The organism is Streptomyces sp. NPDC001732 (assembly GCF_053596315.1).
In genome coordinates this window covers 517,733-540,475 of sequence record NZ_JBSFFY010000001.1, presented here as the reverse complement: position 1 = coordinate 540,475, position 22,743 = coordinate 517,733, and the positions used below count along the sequence as shown (strand labels likewise).

Here is a 22,743-nt window from a genome sequence, read left to right as displayed (position 1 = left end):
CCGGATCGAGGTTTCATTGGTGTTTGACCGACCGGTCATGCGCTGGTAACACCGAGCAGTGACGCTGGGTGCATACGACGCAGTGGCTCGCGGTGGCCGTACCGGCCGCCGTCGGCCCCGCTTCCCGCACCCCGCGCCCGCCACCCACTTCGCGCAACGCAGTCCCGGGCACGTTCGCCCCGGGCAGCTGAGTCCACGCAAACTCAGTCCGCACATCCGCTCCGAGGAGATTTCCACGATGCAGGCCGTGCCGGTACGCGCCACCGCCATCCCTTCCGTCACCGATGCCCTCCGCGCCGTCGAGTCGCTGCTCCTGAGCGGCGGCCAGCGCACCGCCCGCCGCAATGCCTGGAACGCGGTCGTGGAGGACCGGCGCCGGGCCAAGGACAGGGTCGAGACCGAGTACGTACTGGAGGCCGCGGCCGACCACCGTTCCTAGGCCACGTAAACTTCTGTGCATGGCGAGGAAGGCAAACACTGAAGGCGCGGACAGCGCCGAGAACGCGGGGCGGCTCAAGCAGATCGCCCTGACCTACAAGATGACCAAAAGGACCGATCCCAAGGTCGGTCTCGTCGTCGCGGGCGTGGGAATCGTCACCTTCGGTGTGCTTCTCGGGGTCGGCTTCCTGATCGACCACCCGGTCTACCTGGGCATCCTGGGCTTCGTACTGGCCCTCCTCGCGATGGCGATCGTCTTCGGACGGCGTGCCGAGCGTGCCGCCTTCGGGCAGATGGAGGGGCAGCCGGGCGCCGCCGCGGCCGTGCTGGACCGCGTGGGGCGCGGCTGGACCACGACCCCGGCGGTCGCGATGAACCGCAGCCAGGACGTCGTCCACCGCGCCGTCGGCAAGGCGGGCATCGTGCTGGTCGGCGAGGGCAACCCGAGCCGGGTGAAGTCGCTGCTCGCGGCCGAGAAGAAGAAGATGTCGCGCATCCTGGTCGACGTACCGGTGCACGACATCATCGTCGGCAACGACGAGGGCCAGGTGCCGCTGAAGAAGGTGCGCACCAAGATGCTGAAGCTGCCGCGCGTCCTGACCGGCCCGCAGGTCACGGCCGCCAACGACCGGCTGCGCGCGATGGGCGACCTGATGAGCAACATGCCGCTGCCGAAGGGCCCCATGCCCAAGGGCATGCGGATGCCGCGGGGCAAGATGCGCTGACGCGACGGACACACGCAAAGGGCGGGGCGCGAACCGGTTCGGTTCGTGCCCCGCCCTCCGCGTACATACGCTTTCGGCAGTGCCAGTGCCCCGGGTGCCGCTTCCGGGGCTTCCTCGCACCGGACGCCCGCGGGACCGCCCCGGGCGCCCCGGCCGGGGCGGTCCCGGAGGCGTAGGACGTCTCAGATGCGGACCTGGACCGCGCGGGCCAGCCGGTCGTGCAGGCCGCGGCCGTCGCGGTCCCACACCAGGGCCGGGATGACCAGGCACAGCAGCACGCTGCGGACGACGGCCCACCCGAACGACAGCCGGTTGCCGTTCTCCGCGATGACCCTGATGCCCAGGATGCGCTTTCCGGGGGTGCAGCCGATGGTCCCGACGGTGAGCACGCTCAGTACGAGGAAGATGCCCAGGGCCCAGTTTCCGGCCGCCTGCTGGTCACCGCGGGCGAACAGCCCGTATGCGATCAGCATGCACAGGGCCCAGTCGATGAAGATCGCGCCGAAGCGCCGGCCGAGCGGCGCGACGGAACCCGGCCCGTCCTCGGGCAGGCCCAGCCGTTTGCCCCGGTGGCCGAAGTCGGCCCCCATCTCCTCGGCGGCCGCGCGCGGCCCGGAGAGCCACGATCCGATTGCTTGCCTGTTGTCCACCCGAACACGGTACTGCGCCCGGCTTCTCCCCCCGCCCGGCGGGTACCGCCGCAGGCCCCGGAACGGCCGGGGCGGGGCGGGGAGAGTGGTTCCTTCACCGACCGTGAGGCGCCGGTCACACCCGGCCCGGTTAACTTCTGCGAAACAAATGGGTCATGCTTGAGAAATCCGGCCTGCCTATGGTCAGGTCCAGCGTGTGCCACCGCACTGGCCGCACCACGAGCCGCAACCCCGTCCCTCCCGGGCCGGGAGTAGGAGGAGTTGGATGTTCCAGAACGCCGACGACGCGAAGAAGTACATCGCCGAGAACGACGTCAAGTTCGTCGACGTCCGGTTCTGCGACCTGCCCGGTGTGATGCAGCACGTCACCGTCCCGGCGGCGACCTTCGACCCGGCCGACGAGCTCGCCTTCGACGGCTCGTCGATCCGCGGCTTCCAGGCCATCCACGAGTCCGACATGGCCCTGCGCGCGGACCTGTCGACCGCCCGTGTCGACCCCTTCCGCCGCGACAAGACCCTCAACATCAACTTCTTCATCCACGACCCGATCACCGGCGAGCAGTACAGCCGTGACCCGCGGAACGTGGCCAAGAAGGCCGAGGCGTACCTCGCCTCCACCGGCATCGCCGACACCGCGTACTTCGGCCCCGAGGCCGAGTTCTACGTCTTCGACAGCGTCCGCTTCCAGACGTCGGCGAACGAGAGCTTCTACCACATCGACTCCGAGGCCGGCGCCTGGAACACCGGCGCTCTCGAGGACAACCGCGGTTACAAGGTCCGCTACAAGGGCGGTTACTTCCCGGTCCCGCCGGTCGACCACTTCGCCGACCTGCGCGCCGAGATGTCCCTGGAGCTGGAGAAGAGCGGTCTTCAGATCGAGCGCCAGCACCACGAGGTCGGCACCGCCGGCCAGGCCGAGATCAACTACAAGTTCAACACGCTGCTCGCCGCCGCCGACGACCTGATGCTCTTCAAGTACATCGTCAAGAACGTCGCCTGGCGCAACGGCAAGACCGCGACCTTCATGCCGAAGCCGATCTTCGGCGACAACGGCTCGGGCATGCACGTCCACCAGTCCCTGTGGTCCGGCGGCACCCCGCTGTTCTACGACGAGCAGGGCTACGCGGGCCTCTCGGACATCGCCCGCTACTACATCGGCGGCATCCTCAAGCACGCTCCGTCGCTGCTGGCCTTCACCAACCCGACGGTGAACTCCTACCACCGGCTGGTCCCGGGCTTCGAGGCCCCGGTCAACATGGTGTACTCGCAGCGCAACCGCTCCGCCGCGATGCGCATCCCGATCACGGGCTCCAACCCGAAGGCCAAGCGCGTCGAGTTCCGCGCCCCGGACCCGTCGTCCAACCCGTACCTCGCCTTCTCCGCGCTGCTGATGGCGGGCCTGGACGGCATCAAGAACAAGATCGAGCCCGCGGAGCCGATCGACAAGGACCTCTACGAGCTGGCTCCGGAGGAGCACGCGAACGTCCAGCAGGTCCCGACCTCCCTCCCGGCCGTCCTGGACGCGCTGGAGGCGGACAACGAGTACCTGCAGGCCGGTGGCGTCTTCACGTCCGACCTGATCGAGACGTGGATCGACTACAAGCGCACCAACGAGATCGCCCCGATCCAGCTGCGCCCGCACCCGCACGAGTTCGAGCTGTACTTCGACCTCTAGGACTCCGGAGGGCGGGTCGGGCGATCCGGTAACGGACGCACCGCACAGCACAGGTTCATGGGCCCTCATCGGGAAACCGATGAGGGCCCATGGGCGTTCGGGAACGCCGGTCGACCGAGGGAGTCACTGAGCCGGCATCATCACCGGTTGCTCACCGGTTCCGGTGCCGGGCTGCATGGTGCCCGTCGTGGTACCGGGGGCGGTCGTGCCACCAGTCCCAGGCGTGGTTGTCCCACCAGTCCCCGGTGTAGTCGTACCACCAGTCCCCGGTGTAGTCGTACCACCAGTCCCCGGTGTAGTCGTACCACCAGTCCCCGGTGTAGTCGTACCACCAGTCCCCGGCATGGTCGTACCACCAGTCCCAGGCGTAGTCGTACCACCAGTCCCCGGTGTGGTCGTACCACCAGTCCCTGGCATGGTCGTCCCACCAGTCCCAGGCGTAGTCGTGCCACCAGTCCCCGGTGTAGTCGTCCCACCGGTACCAGGTGTGGTCGTGCCGCCACCGACCGTGTTGCCGCCGCCGACCGTGTTACCGCTGCCCGCGATGACGGAGCCACCGATGGTGGAGCCGATGATCTGGTTCAGGTTGTTGATCGTCTGATTGCTGACCTGGTTTATCACCGTCTGCGACAGACCGAGGCTTCTCCCTGTGGCCTGCGCCGCCGCCACGCCCTGGGCCACCGCCTCCTGGGGGGAAGCGCCTCTGCTTCTCGCCGCTTGTGCCGCGCTCGTTCCGGCAGCCGCAGCGGCGGCTGCGCCTCCGGCCGATGTCGCCGATTCGTCCCCGGCGCAGACCACAGGGCCTACGGAGAAGCTGCCCGTGCCCGTCACGGCGGTCGGGCCGATACGGCCGTCAGCGGAAGGGCGCAGCAGCATCCCCCCGGGGGAGACGACGAATGTCCCGTTGGGACTGAAGTTCTCTCCCGTCAAGGTGCCTGCTGCCACCCGACATGTCTGGGTCGGCACGGCGGAAGCAGGTGCGGCAGTGGTCACTGCCAGCCCTCCGACAAGCGCCACTGCCGCGGCGGAACTCAGGACGACTTTTCCCCTCACGGTTTTCCCCTTTCCGACACTGCGCTCTCTTGCTGTTCCAGTCGGGTGTCATCGTGAGCAGCGGGCCGGAGTCACGGCGTGACTCCGGCGTGATGCCGATGCGACGACGGGACTGAAAGCAGCAACTCGGGGAGGGATCCTGGAATCCCTCCTCCACTAGCTTGCGCGCTTCCTTCGAGGATGTCGCACCGAAAGATTTTCCGGATTCAATCAGTAATGACTGGGGAGTTGAGAAAGGCGCTGCACGAGACGCATTCCGGGGAACGTGACCCGGCCGGACGAGACGGACCGGCAGCGGACCGGGTCGAACGATACGATGGTTGCCAACACCCAGTACCGGTTCTGCGGGAACCGTCCCCGTCGAGCCATGGCGCCGGGACCATCGAAGCCCCAGAACATCACTGATGGGGCAATCCGGTTCACATCGAGCCTTTGAGCTGATGAACATGAAGAAGACAACTCTGCGGAACATCGGTGTCGCAGCAGCGGCTTCCTTCTTGACAGCGGGCATCCTGGGTACATCGGCGAGCAATTCTGTCGCCTCACCGCGGAATTCCCAGGCCGCACCGTCGGTGCTCCAGTGCTACACGGTCACTGACCAGCCGAACGAGATCGTTTGCTACCGGCTTTCGCAGCGGGCTCTGAATACGGGCAGCCAGATCGTATTCTGGCCCTTCCTCATTCAGGTGCCCACGCCTTCGAATCCCCCGACTCCGGTCGTCGTGGATGTCCTGCCACCGGATCTGCCTCTGGGGAATTCCCTCAACAGCGTGGCACAGTAGCTCCGGCCGCCAACGGGATCAGTTCCGCAAGGCAGTTCCCACTTCGGCCACGACCTTGCCCGACAGCTTGCGGTTGCTGCGGGCCGTGGCGTTCTTGGACGCCTTGGCGGCGACGTGGTCGACCGTCACCACCACCGTGTCGACCAGATTGCCCTTCCCGTCACGGAAGTTGATCTGCACCGCGTAGGACTTCGTCGAGCCGGTGCTGTTCGTCACGGTGACCTTCGCGGTGGCGTGGCCGTCGGTACCGGTGGCCGGGGAGCCCACCTTCACATCGCCCTTGGCGTTCACGCCGTTCTTGAAACCCTTCAGCTTCTCGCCCGCGGCCGCTGTCGCCGAGGCCACCACCTCGGCAGCCCTGGATGCCGCCGACGCCGCGGCGGACGCCGCGCTGGAGGCGTTGCCGCCGCCGCCGGAGCAGGCCGCAGCCATCGACAGCACGACCGCCGTCAGCAGTACGGCCGCAGGCCCCCGCACCACATTCCTCGTCATCGTGCCTCCCGGCACTCGCCCGTCGCACCCTTTCCCCGCCCCAGTCAAAGGGCCGACGGACGATGTCGCATGCCCGTGGGCACCGGACGGGTGGTGGGCCGGGCGGCCGAAGCGGGGTCGCGGCGCGTGGCGGGACGGACCAGCCTGGAGACATGAGCGACCAGGAGCCGCCCCCCGCCCCCGGGACGGCACGGGCCCGGCGGCGGTGGCCCCGGCTGCTGCTGCTGCTCGCCGTGCTCGTACCGGTCGTCGGTGGTGCCGTGGCCGTCGAGTGGGCCGCCGGGGTACTGACGCGGGAGGGGACGAGACCTCTCCGCATCACCTACGAGGTCACCGGGACCGCCGAGGACGTCACCGTCACCTACCCCACCTGGCAGGAGGGCGGTCTTTCCACGGCGCGGCTGACCCTGCGCTCCCTGCCGTGGACCGGAGAAGTGCGGACCAGGGGTTTCATGCGGGGCGGCTCCCTCGCCGTCACCTTCGGAAGATCGGGCGGCGAGGTCACCTGCGCCGTGACGGTGGACGACGGGACCATCCGGACGGCCTCGGCCTCCGGTGCCTTCGCCACCGCCACCTGCGACGGCTTCTGAGCCGGAGGCACGGATGCGCGGAGGTGCCGATGTGCCGATACGCGCATACGCACGTACGCGGCCGGGTTCCCGGGCTCGGTGAGGAGCCCGGGAACCCGGCCGCGCGGGATGCGTCGGGGTCAGCGCCCGTAGCGGATCAGGGCGCGGACCATGCGGCAGGTCGTGTCGGACGGCGGGTGGACGCCGATGCGCTCGGCGGTCGCGCGTATCTTGGCGTTGGTCGCGGTCGACGGGTAGTAGACGCCCGTGTCGAGCAGGGCTATCGCCAGGCGCATGGCCTTCAGGCGGCGGTTGTGGGAGATGTACCACTCGCGGGGCCGGCCCGCGGGGAGCGGCTTCTTCTGCAGGGGCGTGTGGAACGGCTTGGTCGTGACTGCGGCAACGGCCATGAACAACCTCCTGGCACGGTCGTGGAACCCTCACGAACTCCCTCCATTTTACGGCCCACCACTGACAATCGCCGCTGGCCAGCAGGGCTTTCATGGACTCCCTCACGCATCTTCGGCCCCACGGGGAGCGGGGCCTTCCGGGTCTTCGGCGCGCTGGAGGACGAGGCCGCTCCCGTACCTTTGACCCCATGGAGATCTGGATCAATCCCGCCTGTTCGAAGTGCCGCAGCGCGGTGCAGCTGCTCGACGCGGAGGGTGCCGATTACACCGTCCGCCGCTATCTGGAGGACGTTCCGTCACCGGACGAGATCCGGGCCGTGCTCGACCGGCTGGGGCTGGAGCCGTGGGACATCGCACGGACCCAGGAGGCGGACGCGAAGGAGCTGGGGATCAAGGAGTGGCCGCGCGAGGCCGACTCCCGCGAACGGTGGATCTCGGCCCTCGCCGAGCACCCGAAGCTGATCCAGCGGCCGATCATCACCGCGGACGACGGGACCGCCGTCGTGGCGCGCACGGACGAGGCGGTACGGGACGCCATGGGGCGCTGAGGAACCGGCACACCGCCCCGGCATACGCCCGTGGGGTACGCCGGTCCGCCCGGCGTACCCCACGGACGTATCGCAATCGGGGCCGGGCCCGCCCGTGGCGGGCCCCGCGCTACCGGGCCGCCAGGAAGTCGGCCGCCCTGCGGTTCAGTTCGGCCACCGTCGGCCCGTGCAGCGGCAGGGTGTGGTGGGTCGCGCCGGGGATCGTCACCGTCTCCGCGTGCGGCAGCAGCCGGGCCGCCGCGGCGGCGACCCGGGCCGGGTCGTGGACCCTGCCGTTCCCGGCCAGCAGGATCAGGGTCGGCACGTCCAGGCCGCGCAGGGCCTCCGCGGCGGGGCGGGGGCCGGTGACGGGGCGGGCGGAGGAGAAGTCCGCCGCGGCGCAGCGCAGCCGCAGCCAGGCCGAATCCAGCACGGCGCCGCCCGTCTCCCACTCCAGGAAGGCGCGCGTGCGCCTCGCGTCGGGGCGGAGCAGCATCGGCAGCGCGCGCAGCAGATAGCCGGGGCGGTATCCGGCGAAGCACTGGGTGGGGTCGAGGAGGATCAGCTTCCGGACGCGGTGGGGTGCGTGCAGGGCGTGGTGGAGGGCGATCCAGGCACCGTACGAGTGCCCGCACAGCGCGACGCGGTCGGCGCCCAGGCCGTCCAGCACGGCGTCGAGCCATGTCGTCAGGTCCCGCACCGTACGGACCGGGCGCTCCCCCGCGACGCTGCGGCCCGGGTCGCCGACGAGGTCGACGGCGTGCACGCGGTGGGTTTGGCCCAGGTGGGCGGCCTGGGCGTGCCAGACGGTGGAGGTGTCGCCGCCGCCGGCCAGCAGGACCAGGGACGGGGCGTCCTCGGGGCCGTGGCTGTTGACCCGGGTGGCGCCGTACGGGGTGGGGAGCTCCGCGTGCGTCGTTCCGGCGGGCCAGTCGGTCCTCAGGACCTCGTCGTAGGCCGCGAGGAAGGACGTGGTGACGGTCATGGATGTGCCTCCCGGGTCGGATGCCACCCGATATTATCTCGCTCAGCGAGATAATTGGAGTGGGTGACCGGGAGAGGGGACGGGGCGGTGAGCGACGAGGGGCCCGAACTGGAGCTCGTCCATCTGCTGCGCAGGGTGACCGTCGAATTCGGGCTGCGCCAGGCCGAGTTCGCGAGCCTGCACGGAATGCACAGCACCGACGTACGGGCGCTGATCTGTCTGCTGGACGCGGAGCGGGCCGGTACGGCGGCCACCGCCGGGTGGCTCGGCTCGCAGCTCGGGCTCAACTCCGCGGGCACCACCTCGCTCATCGACCGCCTGGAGCGACTGGGGCACATCACCCGCGTCCGCGACGCGCGCGACCGGCGCCGGGTGCTGCTGAGCGTGACGCCGCGCGCGAAGGAACTGGGCCGGGCGTTCTTCGGGCCCCTGATCGAGGACACCACGGCGGTGCTGCGCGACCTCGACGAGAACGGGACGGCCGCCGTCCGGCGCTTCCTGGACGCCGCGCACCGGGCGGTCACCACGACTCCCCCACCGCCCGGCGCGGCGGGGTGACGCCCGGCCCAACCCGGACCGGCCCAGTACAGCCCTGCCCGGTCCGGTGCGGCCCGGCCCCGGTTTTCGGTCCCGTCCCGATCTCCGGCCCCGGGCCCTCCGTCCGCCTGCCCGCCTACTCCCCCACCTGCTTCTCCGCCTCGGCCAGCAGTTCCGTCATGCGCAGGCCGAACCGTACGTCGCACGGGTCCGGCTCCCCCGTGCGCACCGAGTCGATCAGCGCGTCCACCGCGGCCCGCAAGGAGCCGACCGCGTCGCCCCAGCGCGGCAGCGTGACGATTCCGTGCTCGCCCCGGAGCTCGATGCCGGTGCCCACCGCGCTCGTCGGGGCCCCCAGCGCGAGCGTCACCGTGCTGGACGCGCCGGAGGCGTGACGGAGGATCAGATGGACGACATCGGACGGTCCGCGCGCAGCGGTCAGCCGGGTCACGTCCCCCAGCACCGGGATCAGGACGGACAGGACGTGCGGGCCGACGTCCCACAGGCCGCCCTTCTCGCGGCGCCAGGGCGAGGCGGCGTACTCGCTGGTCGAGCCCGGTGCGAACAGGGCTCCGATCCATTCGGCGCGGGCGGTGAACCAGCCGCCCAGGGCTGCCTGTTCACCGATCCAGGCGGAGGTGTCGGCCGCGAACCTCAAGGTGCAGAAGACGACGGACGCGACCCCCGTCTGTTCGGCGGCACGGGCGACCTCGCGGGCTCCCGCGACGGTGGTCGCGACCGGCTTGTCCAGCAGCAGATGGCGTCCGGTGGCCGCGGCGCGGGCGGCGAGCGGGGCCTGGACGTCCGGCGGCACGGCGAACGCGATGGCGTCACTGGCGGCGAAGAGCTCGTCGATGCCGGCTTCGCCGGTGTACGCCGTGGTGCCGTGCGCGGCGGCCAGCACCTCCGCGGCCTCGGCGCGGCGGCCCCACACACCGCTGAGCGCGACGCCGGGGTGGGCGGCGAGGGCCGGGGCCTGGGTGTTCCGGGCCCAGGGCCCCGTACCGACGAGGCCGATGCGCAGGGGGGTCGGGGGAAGTGTCGTCATGGGGCAAGTCTGCCGGGTCGACCGGGCCCGCCCCGTATTGAGCCGCCGACCGGCCCCGACCCGACCGACCGGCTCGGCGTCCGGCGCCGTTCTTATCCATTTGGCGGAGGGTGAGGTTCATGGCTACGTTTACGGGGCCGGCCGCGGGACTCCGGCGCGACTTCCGGGACTTGCCTCTGAAGCAGTGATTTCGCTGTTCGCGCCCCCATTCCCCGGCCGGCATCCCACCACCCCCGTACCGGGCGGTGCGTGACATCACGGGGGAACCATGTCCACCAGCAACGGACCCGACGCCGGCCTCGTCGCCGCCGAGGACGTGCTGCTCTTCGTCAACGCGGCGATCACCGCCACCGGCCAGCGCGAGTTCCGCTCGACCGCGTACCAGCAGCAGCTCTCGCTGGACTTCCTGCACGAGTACGTACGGGTCAACTACCGCCGGGTGTACGCCTGCGCGCTCGCCCTCGACATCAACGACCACAACGCGGCGCGCATCGTCCAGGGGCTGCTGGAGCACGCCGGGGACGCGACGCCCGAGGAGAAGCGGACCGAGGGCCGGCTGATCGCCGCCCGGCTCGCGAAGCTGCCGCCGCAGCGCGTGTACCGGCTGTTCCGGGCGCTGCGCGCGGCCGGGGTGAACAACCGGCGCACCCGCGCGATCATGCGCGACTGGCTGGCCGCACGGCCCGACCGGGCGCACGACGCGGTGAAGTACCGCTCCGGTCTGAAGACCGCGGCCCGGCACATCCACCTCCGGTTCGACGGGGCCGGGGAGCCGGACGGGGGCGGTGCGCCGGGCAAGGCCGATGCGTCGGACGGGGCCGCCGAGGTAGGTGACTTCCTGTTCCGGCCGGGGCAGCGCACGCACTACCGGCACCAGTTGCTCGACGCCTGGCGGCGCGCCCACTACGAGCAGCGGGCCGTCGAGGAGCTGCCGTTCACCGTCGCCGAGGGCTTCGCCGCCCGGCACGGGATGAAGCGCGAGGCGTTCCTGGAGCGGGCGGCGCCGCGGATGACCCGGCTGGAGCGGCTGCGGACCCGGCAGCAGCGCACCGCCGCGAACGGCCGGCTGCCCGCGGACGTGGACCTGACCGTGATGCCGCTGACCCGGCTCGCCCTGTACGCCCTGTCGTTCGGCCTCGACGAGCGCCGACTCCACCGCGCGGAGCTGACCCGTGCGCTGCGCGCGGCGGCCCGGCGTGCGGCGGGTCCGCACGCCGGGAGCTGGGGCCGGGTCGCCGCCGTGCTGGACGACAGCTACTCCTCGTCCGGTTCGGGCGAGAAGCGGCGCCGTCCGCTCGCCGTGGCGCTGGCCTGCCACCACCTGCTGGAGGTGCTGGCCGGGCCTGGCGCGTACACCCCGCTGTGGACCTCGGGCCGCACCGATCCGCTGCTGGTCGGGCCCTGGGGGGCGACCCCGCTCGGCACCCGGGTGCTGGACGCCCTGGAGCTCGGCCCCGAGCGGCTGGTCATCGTCTCGGACGGCTGGGACAACGCCCCGCCCGGACTGGCCGGCGAGGTGCTCAGGGTGTGGCGGACCCGGCTCGACCCGGACCGGCGCACCGAGGTGGTGCATGTGAACCCCGTGTACGACGCGGACGGTTTCGACGTGCGGCGCCTCGCGCCGAGCGTGCCGACGGCGGGCATCCGGGACGCGGAGGACCTGCCGACCCTGGTGGAGATCGCGCAGTTCGCCGAGGGGCGCACGGGAGCTGCGGCCCTGTATGCCTATCTGGACCGGCAGGTCGCTCGCTTCGTGGCCGAGGGCAGGACGGGAGCCGCATCGTGAACAGGCTCGAACTGACCGGGCTCACCGCCCGCCCCGCCCAGGTGTGGGGCGGCATCCGGCTGGTGCCGCTGGTGCGCGAGCAGCCGGTCGAGGGGCTCCGGCTGCACGAGGAGATCTACCTGGACTCCGTGCCCGGCGTCGTGGACCTCGGGCCGCGCGACCACTACGCCTCGGTCATTCCGCACGGCTTCGTCGCCGACTGGGCCGGCGAGGGCGAGCAGAGCGCCGCGTACGGGACGCAGCTCGGCGCCCCGGCGGGCTCCCCGGCCGGGGACCGGCCGCCGCGGACCGTGCGGCTCCAGCGCCACCGTCACCACCGCATGGCCAAGCGGCAGCCCGGCGACCGGCTGCGTTTCCTGCCGCTGCACCTCGCGTTGGAGGGGTATCTCGCCCTGCACTTCGGCGGGCCCTCGACCGCCTGGGAGGAGTGGTCGCGGCAGGCGCTGCGCGACGGTCTCTCGCCGCGCGCCGAGGACGCGTACATGGGGTGGGCGGTGCAGGGGCTCGACGACGCGCTGCGGGCCTTCGAGATCCATCCCGGCCAGTGCGGCGTGATGGTGTACGCGGCCGACGCGCTCGCCGCCGCGTTCGTGGTGCCGCACCCGGACGACTACCGGCTGCTGCACCCCTCGCTGCTCCAGGACCTGTACGGCGAGCTGATCCACCAGTACGCGATGTACGGCGGGCCGGTGCCGGAGTTCACGGCGCGGATATCCGACGGCGCTTGGCTGCGGACGCTCGCCGAGCTGCGGTCGGCGGCGCGGCGCCAGGAGCTGGAGTGGACTCGGGCGCACGACACCCTGTTCGCGCGTGAGCTGCTGGACAGCTCGTACTCCTTCGACCGGGTGTACCAGATGGGTTCGTTCACGCTGTGGCGGTTCCTGCCGCCGTTCCGGACGGGCGGGGAGGGGCAGCACGTCGGCGAGACGATCACCGACCACAAGGGGCGGGTCGCGTACCTGAAGACGTTCCGGCTGTCCGAGGCCCAGATCCGGCGGGGGCATCTGCTGCACCGGCTCGCCGACGCGGACTGGCGGCTCTCGCGGGCTGCCGCGGCACTGGGCACCAGCGAGCAGGAAGTGCGGCGCCGCATCCGCGCGGCCGGCTTCGAGTCGCTGCTCAAGGTCCGCCCGTAGCCCATGGCCCCCTCCCGCCCATGCGCGGCAGCCCGTGCGTGACGCCCCGTGTACGGCGGCCCGTATACGGCGGCCCGGCGCGTCGCGCGGAAAACTTCCGTAACACGGGGTTCACATTCGGGCAACGGACGGGAAATCGCGTCTTGCGAAGCTGCGCTGGACAGACCGGCCCGCAGGACCGCAGCACCCGGACCGGACCGCAGGACCGCAGCACCCGCAAAGGATGGCTTCCGTGACGTTCAAGGCCGAGTACATCTGGATGGACGGCACCGAGCCGACCGCCAAGCTCCGCTCCAAGACGAAGATCATGAGCGGGAGCTCCTCGCAGGACGTGGACCGGCTGCCGCTCTGGGGCTTCGACGGTTCGAGCACCAACCAGGCCGCGGGCAGCGCCTCCGACCTGGTGCTGAAGCCGGTCTTCGTCTGCCCGGACCCGATCCGCGGCGGCGACGACATCCTCGTGCTGTGCGAGGTCTTCGACATCGACATGACGCCGCACGCCTCCAACACCCGTGCCGCGCTGCGCCCGGTGGCCGAGCAGTTCGCCGGTCAGGAGCCGATCTTCGGCATCGAGCAGGAGTACACCTTCTTCGACGGCCACCGGCCGCTCGGTTTCCCCGAGGGCGGCTTCCCGGCCGCGCAGGGCGGCTACTACTGCGGGGTCGGCGCCGACGAGATCTTCGGCCGCGAGATCGTCGAGAAGCACCTCGCCAACTGTCTGGCGGCGGGCCTCGGCATCTCCGGCATCAACGCCGAGGTCATGCCCGGCCAGTGGGAGTTCCAGGTCGGTCCGCTGTCCCCGCTGGAGGTCTCCGACCAGCTGTGGGTCGCCCGTTGGCTGCTGTACCGCACCGCCGAGGAGTTCGACGTCTCCGCGACCCTCGACCCGAAGCCGGTCAAGGGCGACTGGAACGGCGCGGGCGCGCACACCAACTTCTCCACCAGGGCGATGCGCGAGGGCTACGACGCGATCATCACCGCGTGCGAGTCGCTGGGCGAGGGCTCGAAGCCGATGGACCACGTCAAGAACTACGGCGCGGGCATCGACGACCGGCTGACCGGCCTGCACGAGACCGCCCCGTGGAACGAGTACAGCTACGGCGTCTCCGACCGCGGCGCCTCGGTCCGCATCCCGTGGCAGGTCGAGCGGGACCGCAAGGGGTACATCGAGGACCGCCGTCCGAACGCCAACGTCGACCCGTACGTCGTCACGCGGCTGATCGTCGACACCTGCTGCTCCGCGCTGGAGAAGGCCGACCAGGTCTGATCCCGCCGCGCCGTCGTGGCGAAGGGGCGTCCGTCCGGCCGGGTGGGCGCCCCTTCGCCATGCCGCCCGCGTCCCTCGCCACGACGCCCGCGCCCTTCGCCATGCCGCCCGTGCCCCGGTCCGTCCGTGTCCGGTCCGCTGTCAGTGGTGCGTGCCAGAGTGGTCCCATGCTCGACATCAAGGTGGAGACCCAGAACTCCCGTACGTACACCCGTGTTTCGGAACAGGCGCTGAGCGCCCTGGTGCACCGCATCGGGGCGGAGGACGACCAGTTCCTGGTGGTCCAGCGCATACCCGACCTCCCCGGGACCTTCGTGCAGGTCCTCCACGGGAAGGGGGCCGGCTACCGGCTGGAGCACCGCTCCGGCGGCCCCGCCACGCACTACTGGACGACGGTCGACTCACCGGAGCGGGTCGCCGAGCTGATGACCCGCTGGGCGCGCCAGGAGCCGGAGTGGGACGCGGGCACGGAGTGGGAGAGCGCCGGGCTGCCGGAGCCGGAGCCCGTGCCGGAGGTCCCGGCGGAGATCCGGGAGCAGCTGGAGGAACGCATACGGGTGCTGCTCCGCTGCGGGTACGGGACGATCGACGGTCTCTCCCGGGCGGCCGAGGACTACCTCGTGAAGGACGGCGTCCGTCCGGTGACCCTCGCGCAGGCGCGGCAGCTGGTGGAGCGGCTGTGGCTGGAGCGGGTCGAGGAGCAGCGGCAGTGGCCGGAGGTGACGGACGCGGACCGGCTGGAGCGGGCGTTCGCCCGACTGGAGGGGGACGGGATCACGGCGAGGGAGAATTTCACCTGCTGCCGCTCGTGCGGTCTGGCCGAGATCCGGGACGCCGGACGTGAGGACGCGCGCGGTTTCGTCTTCTTCCACATGCAGGGGGCGGAGAGCGTCGCGTCGGGGTACGGCCTCTCGCTGTACTACGGCGGGTTCGACCGGTCGGAGGAGACGACCGCCGCCGTGGGCCGCGAGGTCGTGCGGGCGCTCGACGAGGCGGGGCTGACCGTGGAGTGGGACGGTTCGCCGGACACGGCGATCAATGTGGTCGGGCTGGACTGGCGCAAGCGGCTGGTGGGTTGAGACGGTCCCGGGGCGAGGCACCGATCCGGCACCGGCCGTGGAGCAGGCCCGTGGGCCGGGTCCGGGCACCGGCCGGGGCGGTTCGGGTACCGGCGCGGGGGAGGCCGGTACCGGTCCGTCGGTTGCGGCGGGCCGGCGTGAGGAAGTCGGCACGGCGGGGCGTATCGACGGGTGAGAGGGGCCTGCTGCGCCGACCGGTCGTCTGGTTCAATGGGGCCATGGTCGGCATCCAGTACACCTCGACAGGTCGCAGCGACCTCGAACCGTTCTGGCCTTCCCGTCAGCACCACGACTTCGACCGGGTGTGTTGCCGCGCGTTGAACGCGCAGGCCCTCTAAAGCCGCTCACCCCGGCCTTCGGTCCGCGCGCAAGCAAGTCCGTCCACCGACGACCTCCTTCGCGCGAAAGAGCTGATCCTCATGGCGAACACCCGTACCTTCTCCGCCGCTGCCGCCACCGCGGCGCCCGCGGCATCCGCTGCGGCCACCCCTTCCGCCCGTCCCTTCCCGTCCCGGCGCCACCGGCTGCGCGCCGTCGACCCCGGTGAGGCCGTCCGGCCCGCCGACCTGTCCGGTCTTCTGCCACCGGGTGCCACCTGGCTGCCCGCACCCCAGCACACCGTTCCGGCGCTGCCGGGCCGGCCGCCGATGGTCGGCTACCTGGTGCTCGTGCCCGCCGATCAGCGGCCCGCCCCCGGGAGCCCGCTCGCCGGGGCCGCCCAGTACGTGGTGCCCACCCCGGTGGAGGACCCGGCCGCGGGTCCGGTGCGCATCGACCCCGTGCGGCGCACCGCCGTGGTGGACGGGAACACGCTCGACCTCACCTACCTGGAGTTCGAGCTGCTCGCCCATCTGGTCGCACACCCCCACCGGGTGCACACCCGCGACCAGTTGGTGACCACGGTCTGGGGCTACGGGCACGTGGGCGACGGGCGCACCGTGGACGTCCACGTCGCCCGGCTGCGGCGCAAGCTGGGCGCCGAACACCGCCGTTCGATCCAGACGGTGCGGCGCGTCGGCTACAAGTACGTCCCCTGACGGCGCCGAGGACGCGGGCAGCGGCCCCGGTCCGGCACCCGCCGGGCCGGGGTCGCTCCGTGTGCCCGGCCCCGGCCGGGCGGGGGTGGTGCTGGGTACACCCCGACCGGGTGCCGGACCGGCTGACACCCGGACCGCCCGCCGGGTGAGACTGTCTGCGCGACGGGGTCCGGCACGAGGGCCCCACGAGGGGGGCGGACCATCATGAGTACGGCAAAGGGACGGGTGTCCGGTGCGCTGCTGGCCGCCTGGCGGGGGCTGGTGCTGTCGTTCGCGAGCCTGGCCGGCTCGGTCACCCTCTTCGTGTGGACCGTGCTCTCCGTCGTCTGCATCCCGCTGGGCATCGGCCTGTTGACCACCCCGCACGCGCTGGAGCTGGTCCGCAAGCACGCCAACCGGCGGCGGTTGCTCGCGATCACCTGGTCCGACGTCCGCATCCCGGTCCCGTACCGCCCCTTCCCCAAGGATCTGCGCACCGGGTTCACCGGGCAGGTGGAGCGGACCACGCTGATGCTGAAGGACCCGGCGACCTGGCGCGACATCCGGTGGCTGCTGGTCGACATGACGGCCGGTTACGTGGTGCTGATCCTGGCGGCCGGACTGTTCGTCTATCCGCTGGAGGGCTTCGTCCTGGCGGGGGGCCTGTGGCGGGTCTTCACCGACGACCGGTACTGGTACGCGTTCGTGCCGGTCGACAGCCAGGCGACGGGGCTGGCCGCCGCCGCGCTCGGGGCGGTGCTGCTCGTGCTCGGTCTGCTGCTCTCCGAGCGGCTGCTGCGGCTGCACTTCGTGATCACCCGGGCGATGCTGGCCCCCGTCCGGGAACAGGAACTGGCCCGGCGCATCGACCGGTTGACCGAGACCCGGCACGAGGCGGTGGACACCGCCGCCTCCGAGCTGCGCCGCATCGAGCGCGACCTGCACGACGGCGCCCAGGCCCGGCTGGTCGCCATGGGCATGAACCTGGGCACCGTGGAGGCGCTCATCGAGAAGGACCCGGCACAGGCGAAGAAGCTCCTGGCCGCGGCCCGCGAGTCCTCCGCCGAGGCCCTCACGGAGCTGCGCGATCTGGTGCGGGGCATCCACCCGCCGGTCCTCGCCGAGCGCGGACTCGGGGACGCGGTACGGGCGTTGGCGCTGCGGCTGCCCTTCGCGTCCGAGGTCGAGGTGGAACTGGCCGGCCGGGCGGACGCCGCGGTCGAGTCGGCGGCCTACTTCGCGGTGAGCGAGACGCTGACGAATGCCGCCAAGCACTCGGGGGCGGATCGGGTCCGGGTGGACATCCGGCACGCGGACTCCGTGCTGCGGATGTCCGTCACCGACAACGGCAGGGGCGGGGCGACGGTCGGGGCGGGTTCGGGGCTGAGCGGAATCGAACGCCGACTCGGTACATTCGACGGCGTCATGGCCGTCAGCAGCCCCGCGGGCGGTCCCACCGTGGTGACCATGGAGATCCCTTGCGAGTTGTCCTAGCCGAAGATCTCTTCCTGCTGCGCGACGGCCTGGTCCGGATGCTGGAGGCGTACGGCTTCGAGATCGCGGCCGCGGTCGAGTCCGGCCCCGAACTGACCAGGGCGCTCGCCGAGTTGGAGCCGGACGTCGCGGTGGTCGACGTCCGGCTCCCGCCGTCCCACACGGACGAGGGCCTGCAGTGCGCACTGGCGGCGCGACGGGCCAGGCCGGGGCTGCCGGTGCTCGTGCTGTCGCAGCACGTGGAGCAGCTGTACGCACGCGAGCTGCTGGCGGACGGCGACGGGGGCATCGGCTATCTGCTCAAGGACCGGGTCTTCGACGCCGACCAGTTCGTCGACGCGGTGCGCAGGGTCGCGGCCGGCGGCACCGCGATGGACCCGCAGGTGATCTCGCAGCTGCTCTCGCGACGGTCGCAGGACAAGCCGCTGGGCGGGCTCACCCCGCGCGAGCTGGAGGTCATGGAGCTGATGGCCCAGGGCCGTTCGAACATGGCGATCGCCGCGCAGCTGGTGATCACGGAGCGGGCGGTGGCCAAGCACACCTCGAACATCTTCGGGAAGCTCGCCCTGCCGCCGTCCGACGACGACAACCGCCGGGTCCTCGCGGTGCTCGCCTACCTGGACCGGGGCTGAACCGGACCGAACCGTACGTCCACGGGGCGGGTGTCCGGACTCCGGCTCGCCGCCTTCGCCCGACGGCCGGAGTCCGGCCGCCGCGTCCCCGCCCCCGCGCCGTGAGGGCCGAACGGCTGGATCGGGACAAACCGCCGCCCACCCCATTGCCCGCCCCCTCACCCGTCATTAACGTGCGCACCGCACACGCCTGTTGTCGCATGCACCACCATGAACAACACCGAGGAGTGCGGATCGTGACGGACCCTTCCCTGCCCTTCAGCTCCTCCCGTCCCTTCGGCTCCTCCCGGCTCACGAGACGTGCGCTGCTGGGAGCCGCCGGGGCGGCCGGAGCCGCTGCCGCGGTCGGCGCCTTCCCCGCGCCCGCCGCGGCCGCACCGTCCGCTCCCGCCCGGGACCTCGCCCCCGCGCACGATGCGCTCCGTCGTCTGTTGCCGGACCACGCGGACCAGTTCCGCCTGCGCCCCCTCCCCCGGGGCGAGGACGCGCAGGCCCCCGACCGCTTCCGGGTCACCGGCTCCACCGGGCGGATCGAGATCGCCGCGACCACGCCGGCCGCCGCCCTGACGGGGGCGCACTGGTACCTCAAGTACACCTGCGACGCCGTCGTCTCGTGGGCCGGCAGCCGTACCGTGGTGCCCCGCCGACTGCCCGCTCCCCGTACCCCCGTCGAGCGTTCCGCGACCGTCGCCCACCGGTTCGCCCTCAACGACACCCACGACGGCTACACCGCCCCGTATGCCGACTGGCCGCGCTGGGAGCGGATGCTCGACGTCCTGGCCCTGCACGGCTGCAACGAGGTTCTGGTCACCGCCGGCCAGGAGGCCGTCTACCACCGGCTGCTCCAGGACTTCGGCTACAGCGACGCCGAGGCCCGCGGCTGGCTGCCCGCTCCCTCCCACCAGCCGTGGTGGCTGCTCCAGAACATGAGCGGATACGGCGGCCCGCTCGGCACCGAGCTGATCGACCGGCGTGCCGCCCTGGGGCGGAGCATCGCCGACCGGATGCGGGAACTGGGCATGGCGCCGGTGTTCCCCGGTTACTTCGGCACGGTCCCGGACGGCTTCGTGGACCGCAATCCGGGGGCCCGGGTCGTCCCGCAGGGCACCTGGAACGGGCTGCGCCGCCCCGACTGGCTCGACCCGCGCACCCCCGTCTTCGCCGAGGTGGCCGCCGCCTTCTACCGACACCAGGAGGAGCTGTTCGGCCCGGCGGACCATTTCAAGATGGATCTGCTGCACGAGGGCGGCAGCTCCGGTGACGTCCCGGTGCCGGACGCCGCCCGTGCCGTCGAATCCGCTCTGCACGCCGCGCACCCCGGCGCGACCTGGGTGATCCTCGGCTGGCAGGCCAATCCCCGGCCCGTGCTGCTGGAGGCGATCGACACCGACCGGATCCTGATCGTCGACGGTCTCTCCGATCTGGACACCGTCACCGACCGGGAGAAGGACTGGGGCGGAGCACCGTACGCCTTCGGCACCATCCCGAACTTCGGCGGCCGTACGACGATCGGGGCCAACACCGACCGCTGGACGGAGAAGTTCACGGCCTGGCGCGACAAGCCGGGCAGCGCCCTGGTCGGCACGGCGTACATGCCGGAGGCGGCCGAACGCGATCCGGCGGCCTTCGAGCTGTTCAGCGAGCTGGCCTGGCGGACCGGGAGGACGGACCGGGAGGCGTGGTTCCGGGCGTACCCGAAGTTCCGCTACGGGGGCCGCGACAGTGCGGCGGAAGCGGCCTTCGCCGCACTGGCCGACACGGCGTACCGGCTGACGAGCACCGACGGCCGTCCCGTCGACTCCCTCTTCTCCCGCAGGCCGAACATCACCTCCTCGGTGAACCTCGCCTTCGACCCGGCCGGTTTCGACCGGGCGTTCGCGGCGCTCCTCGACGTGCGCCCGGCCCTGCGCGACTCGGACACCTACCGCTACGACCTCACCGATCTGGCCCGGCAGGCGCTCGCCAACCGTTCCCGGATCCTGCTGCCGCAGCTGCGGGCCGCCCGGACCGACAAGGACGTCGCCCGGTTCCGTACCCTCGCCGCGCTCTGGCTGAAGCTGATGCGGCTGACCGACGCGGTGTCGGGCTGTCACCGGGCCTTTCTGCTGGGGCCGTGGCTGGAGGACGCCAAACGGCTGGCGACGAGCCCGGTGGAGGCGGTCCGGCTGGAGTGGACGGCGCGCACCCTGATCACCACCTGGGCGGACCGGGCGGCCGCCGACGAGCTCAGCAACTACGCCAACCGCGACTGGCACGGGCTGCTGGGCGAGGTCCATCTCCCGCAGTGGCAGGCGTACTTGGACGAGCTGACCGACGCGCTCGCGGAGGGCCGGGCCGCGAAGCCGTTCGACTGGTACCCGGGCGAGGAGGAGTGGACCCGCCGCACCGACGTCCATCCGGTACGGGCGACGGGCGATGCCCACCGCACGGCGCGGCGGGTCTTCGAGACCCTGTCCACCGCCCCGTACCAGGGCACGGTCACGGTCTCGGCCGATCCGGTGGCGTTCACCCCGGGCAGCACCGGCACGGTGACGGCCGCCTTCCGCAACCTGAACGGCCTGCGGCCCACCGGCCGGATCGACTTCGCGCTCACCGGCCTCGACGCCACCGCGGCGGACGGCACCTCCCTCGACGGGGTCGCGGCCGGCGGGTCCGGTTCGGTGGACTGGCGGGTCACCGCCCCGCCCGAGCCGCTGACCGCTCCGCTGCGGCCGATGCCGTACGAGCTGAGCACCTCGTACGGGCCGCGCGGCGAGGGCCGGGTGACCGATCTGCGGCGCGGCGCGGTGTACCTGGCGGCGCCGCTGGAACCGGGCTGGCGCACGTACACGGCGAACGCGGCGGTCTTTGGACAGCTGGACGGGCGGTTCGCGATCAACGGGGCGGGCCAGGACCTGTGGAAGGGCACCAGCCAGTTCGGCACGGCGTACCGGGAGGGGGTCTGGTCCGACGGGGCGGAGGTGACCGTGCGGGTCGACGCGCAGGAGAACACCGGGGGCTGGGCGCGTTCGGGGATCGTGGTGCGCAACGGCCTCGCGACGCCGGGCTCCGCCGGGTTCCTGAATCTGGCGGTGACGCCGTCCAACGGAGTGGTGCTCTCGTACGACACGAACGGCGACGGCACCCTGGACGCCTACCGACAGATCACCGGGATCAAGGCTCCGGTGCTGCTCCGGCTGGCCCGGTCCGGGATCGGGTGCACGGGTTCCTGTTCCACCGACGGCGGGACGACCTGGCGGACAGTGGCCACGGTCGCCGTACCGGGGACGGCGGCGGCGCAGGACGTGGGGATCTTCATGAGCGCGACGAACGGCGGGAGCGGGCTGCGCGGCACGGTCGAGTTCAGCGGGTGGCAGTTGCGGTGAGGCGCCCCGTTGCGCCCGCGAGCGGGCCGGGGGACCATCGCACGATTCGTCCGTTCCGTTGAACGCGCGTGCTGTCCGGGCGCACCCCGACGGCACGGCGCGTCGGCTACGGATACGCCCTCCTGAGGCCTGTTACCGTACGCAGCCGACCGAGCCAGTACCGCTCGGTCGGACTCCTGCCCTCAGCTGCGCATATCGGGCCACCGCGTGGTGGCCGCAGCCGACTCGGCCGCCGCTCGACACCCCTCGGTGAGGTCGCATGCCTCCAGGTTCTCCTGGATTTTTCTGCCGTTCTTCACACCGGCCGGTTTCGTCGGCCGATATCGGTTCGGGTCCGGGGAAACACCGCCGTCCGCGGGAAAACCCCTGGCCATGGCTGGAGCGCGAGCAGCCGTCCTCGGAGAGCCTTCGCTGGTTGCCGCCAGCTGAGCCCGGTCACGCCGACGTCACGCCGCGGTGACGCCCGGCACCCGACGATGGCTGGTGCAGGCAAGCGCAAACCCGCTTTCACACGCAAGGAATCCACCATGATGAGAAGCATTCGGCAAGGAATTCCCCGCCTGATCGGCGTGTCGAGCTTGGTCGCGGCGCTCGCTGGCGGGATTGGTGCGACAACCGCCACAGCAGCGCCCCAGGCACCATCCCCGTCCCAGATCCTCTGCACTCAGTCCCTCCCCCCGACCTGCATCGACACCGCCACCGGCAACGTGCTCCAACAGGGCGCGCAGACCGGCGGCACCGGCAACGTCCTCCAGCAGGGCGCGCAGACCGGTCCCGGCAGCGGCAATGTCCTCCAGCAGGGTGCTCAGACCGGTCCCGGCAGCGGCAACGTGCTCCAGCAGGGTGCCCAGACCGGCGGTCGTGGCAACGTCCTCCAGCAAGGCGCTCAGACCGGTCCCGGCCGTGGCAACGTCCTCCAACAGGGCGCGCAAACCGGTCCCGGCCGTGGCAACGTCCTCCAACAGGGCGCGCAAACCGGCGGCCGTGGCAATGTGCTCCAGCAGGGTGCCCAGACCGGCGGTCGTGGCAACGTTCTCCAGCAGGGCGCTCAGACCGGTCCCGGCCGTGGCAACGTCC

Annotated in this window: 20 protein-coding genes; 14 read left to right on the top strand and 6 right to left on the bottom strand. The window is 71.6% G+C overall.

Annotated features, from left to right (window positions below):
- Positions 1-238: 238 nt before the first annotated feature.
- A complete protein-coding gene (locus ACWCXX_RS02245) occupies positions 239-439 on the top strand; it encodes an SCO2195 family GlnR-regulated protein (protein WP_356932158.1) in 201 nt (66 codons plus the stop codon).
- Between the two features lie 19 nt (positions 440-458).
- Entirely contained in the window at positions 459-1,163 is a 705-nt protein-coding gene (locus ACWCXX_RS02240; RefSeq protein WP_451123354.1) for a DUF4191 domain-containing protein, read from the top strand.
- A 182-nt stretch (positions 1,164-1,345) separates the two neighbouring features.
- Here ACWCXX_RS02240 and ACWCXX_RS02235 read toward each other — a convergent pair whose 3' ends face one another.
- Entirely contained in the window at positions 1,346-1,813 is a 468-nt protein-coding gene (locus tag ACWCXX_RS02235) for an RDD family protein (protein WP_451123352.1), read from the bottom strand.
- A 265-nt stretch (positions 1,814-2,078) separates the two neighbouring features.
- Between ACWCXX_RS02235 and glnA the strand changes: the two genes are divergently transcribed.
- Positions 2,079-3,488, top strand: a complete 1,410-nt coding sequence (glnA, locus tag ACWCXX_RS02230) for a type I glutamate--ammonia ligase (protein ID WP_451123350.1) — start codon at positions 2,079-2,081, stop codon at positions 3,486-3,488.
- 1,853 nt (positions 3,489-5,341) lie between these two features.
- On the opposite strand, the gene ACWCXX_RS02225 is transcribed toward glnA, so the two are convergent.
- Positions 5,342-5,815 (bottom strand): hypothetical protein, encoded by a 474-nt coding sequence (locus tag ACWCXX_RS02225; RefSeq protein WP_451123348.1) that lies wholly within the window; start codon positions 5,813-5,815, stop codon positions 5,342-5,344.
- Between the two features lie 152 nt (positions 5,816-5,967).
- On the opposite strand from ACWCXX_RS02225, the gene ACWCXX_RS02220 reads away from it, so the two are divergent.
- On the top strand, positions 5,968-6,405 hold the full coding sequence (locus ACWCXX_RS02220) for a hypothetical protein (protein WP_451123346.1): 438 nt from the start codon (positions 5,968-5,970) through the stop codon (positions 6,403-6,405).
- 119 nt (positions 6,406-6,524) lie between these two features.
- On the opposite strand, the gene ACWCXX_RS02215 is transcribed toward ACWCXX_RS02220, so the two are convergent.
- The gene (locus tag ACWCXX_RS02215) at positions 6,525-6,794 is read right to left on the bottom strand and encodes a hypothetical protein (protein ID WP_451123344.1); all 270 of its coding nucleotides are present in this window, start codon (positions 6,792-6,794) and stop codon (positions 6,525-6,527) included.
- Between the two features lie 188 nt (positions 6,795-6,982).
- Between ACWCXX_RS02215 and ACWCXX_RS02210 the strand changes: the two genes are divergently transcribed.
- Positions 6,983-7,342, top strand: coding sequence for an arsenate reductase family protein (locus ACWCXX_RS02210; protein ID WP_451123342.1), 360 nt, complete (start codon positions 6,983-6,985; stop codon positions 7,340-7,342).
- Between the two features lie 109 nt (positions 7,343-7,451).
- On the opposite strand, the gene ACWCXX_RS02205 is transcribed toward ACWCXX_RS02210, so the two are convergent.
- Positions 7,452-8,306: an alpha/beta fold hydrolase gene (locus ACWCXX_RS02205; protein ID WP_451123340.1), complete on the bottom strand. Its 855-nt coding sequence runs from the start codon at positions 8,304-8,306 to the stop codon at positions 7,452-7,454.
- A gap of 63 nt (positions 8,307-8,369) precedes the next feature.
- Between ACWCXX_RS02205 and ACWCXX_RS02200 the strand changes: the two genes are divergently transcribed.
- On the top strand, positions 8,370-8,864 hold the full coding sequence (locus ACWCXX_RS02200; RefSeq protein WP_451123338.1) for a MarR family transcriptional regulator: 495 nt from the start codon (positions 8,370-8,372) through the stop codon (positions 8,862-8,864).
- A gap of 115 nt (positions 8,865-8,979) precedes the next feature.
- On the opposite strand, the gene ACWCXX_RS02195 is transcribed toward ACWCXX_RS02200, so the two are convergent.
- Positions 8,980-9,891 carry a Gfo/Idh/MocA family protein gene (locus tag ACWCXX_RS02195; RefSeq protein WP_451123336.1) on the bottom strand — a complete coding sequence of 304 codons (912 nt, stop codon included), beginning with the start codon at positions 9,889-9,891 and terminating at the stop codon, positions 8,980-8,982.
- Between the two features lie 268 nt (positions 9,892-10,159).
- Between ACWCXX_RS02195 and ACWCXX_RS02190 the strand changes: the two genes are divergently transcribed.
- The 8 genes from ACWCXX_RS02190 (at position 10,160) to ACWCXX_RS02155 (ending at position 21,666) form a co-directional block, all read left to right on the top strand.
- The gene (locus ACWCXX_RS02190; protein ID WP_451123334.1) at positions 10,160-11,677 is read left to right on the top strand and encodes a hypothetical protein; all 1,518 of its coding nucleotides are present in this window, start codon (positions 10,160-10,162) and stop codon (positions 11,675-11,677) included.
- Positions 11,674-12,813, top strand: a complete 1,140-nt coding sequence (locus tag ACWCXX_RS02185; protein WP_451123332.1) for an ARPP-2 domain-containing protein — start codon at positions 11,674-11,676, stop codon at positions 12,811-12,813. Before ACWCXX_RS02190 ends, ACWCXX_RS02185 begins: the two co-directional genes overlap by 4 nt.
- Positions 12,814-13,045: 232 nt before the next feature.
- Complete coding sequence (gene glnII / locus ACWCXX_RS02180; protein WP_451123330.1) at positions 13,046-14,080, top strand: glutamine synthetase; 1,035 nt, start codon at positions 13,046-13,048, stop codon at positions 14,078-14,080.
- Positions 14,081-14,247: 167 nt separating this feature from the next.
- Positions 14,248-15,159, top strand: coding sequence for a DUF6891 domain-containing protein (locus tag ACWCXX_RS02175; RefSeq protein WP_451123328.1), 912 nt, complete (start codon positions 14,248-14,250; stop codon positions 15,157-15,159).
- Between the two features lie 419 nt (positions 15,160-15,578).
- The gene (locus tag ACWCXX_RS02170) at positions 15,579-16,196 is read left to right on the top strand and encodes a winged helix-turn-helix domain-containing protein (RefSeq protein ID WP_451123326.1); all 618 of its coding nucleotides are present in this window, start codon (positions 15,579-15,581) and stop codon (positions 16,194-16,196) included.
- Between the two features lie 204 nt (positions 16,197-16,400).
- A complete protein-coding gene (locus ACWCXX_RS02165) occupies positions 16,401-17,669 on the top strand; it encodes a sensor domain-containing protein (protein WP_451123324.1) in 1,269 nt (422 codons plus the stop codon).
- Positions 17,654-18,301 (top strand): LuxR C-terminal-related transcriptional regulator, encoded by a 648-nt coding sequence (locus tag ACWCXX_RS02160; protein ID WP_451123322.1) that lies wholly within the window; start codon positions 17,654-17,656, stop codon positions 18,299-18,301. Before ACWCXX_RS02165 ends, ACWCXX_RS02160 begins: the two co-directional genes overlap by 16 nt.
- Positions 18,302-18,537: 236 nt before the next feature.
- Positions 18,538-21,666, top strand: a complete 3,129-nt coding sequence (locus tag ACWCXX_RS02155) for an alpha-N-acetylglucosaminidase (RefSeq protein ID WP_451123320.1) — start codon at positions 18,538-18,540, stop codon at positions 21,664-21,666.
- A gap of 446 nt (positions 21,667-22,112) precedes the next feature.
- Here the strand turns inward: ACWCXX_RS02155 and ACWCXX_RS02150 are convergent.
- The coding region (locus ACWCXX_RS02150) for a hypothetical protein (protein WP_451123318.1) at positions 22,113-22,743 on the bottom strand (631 nt) is incomplete at its 5' end.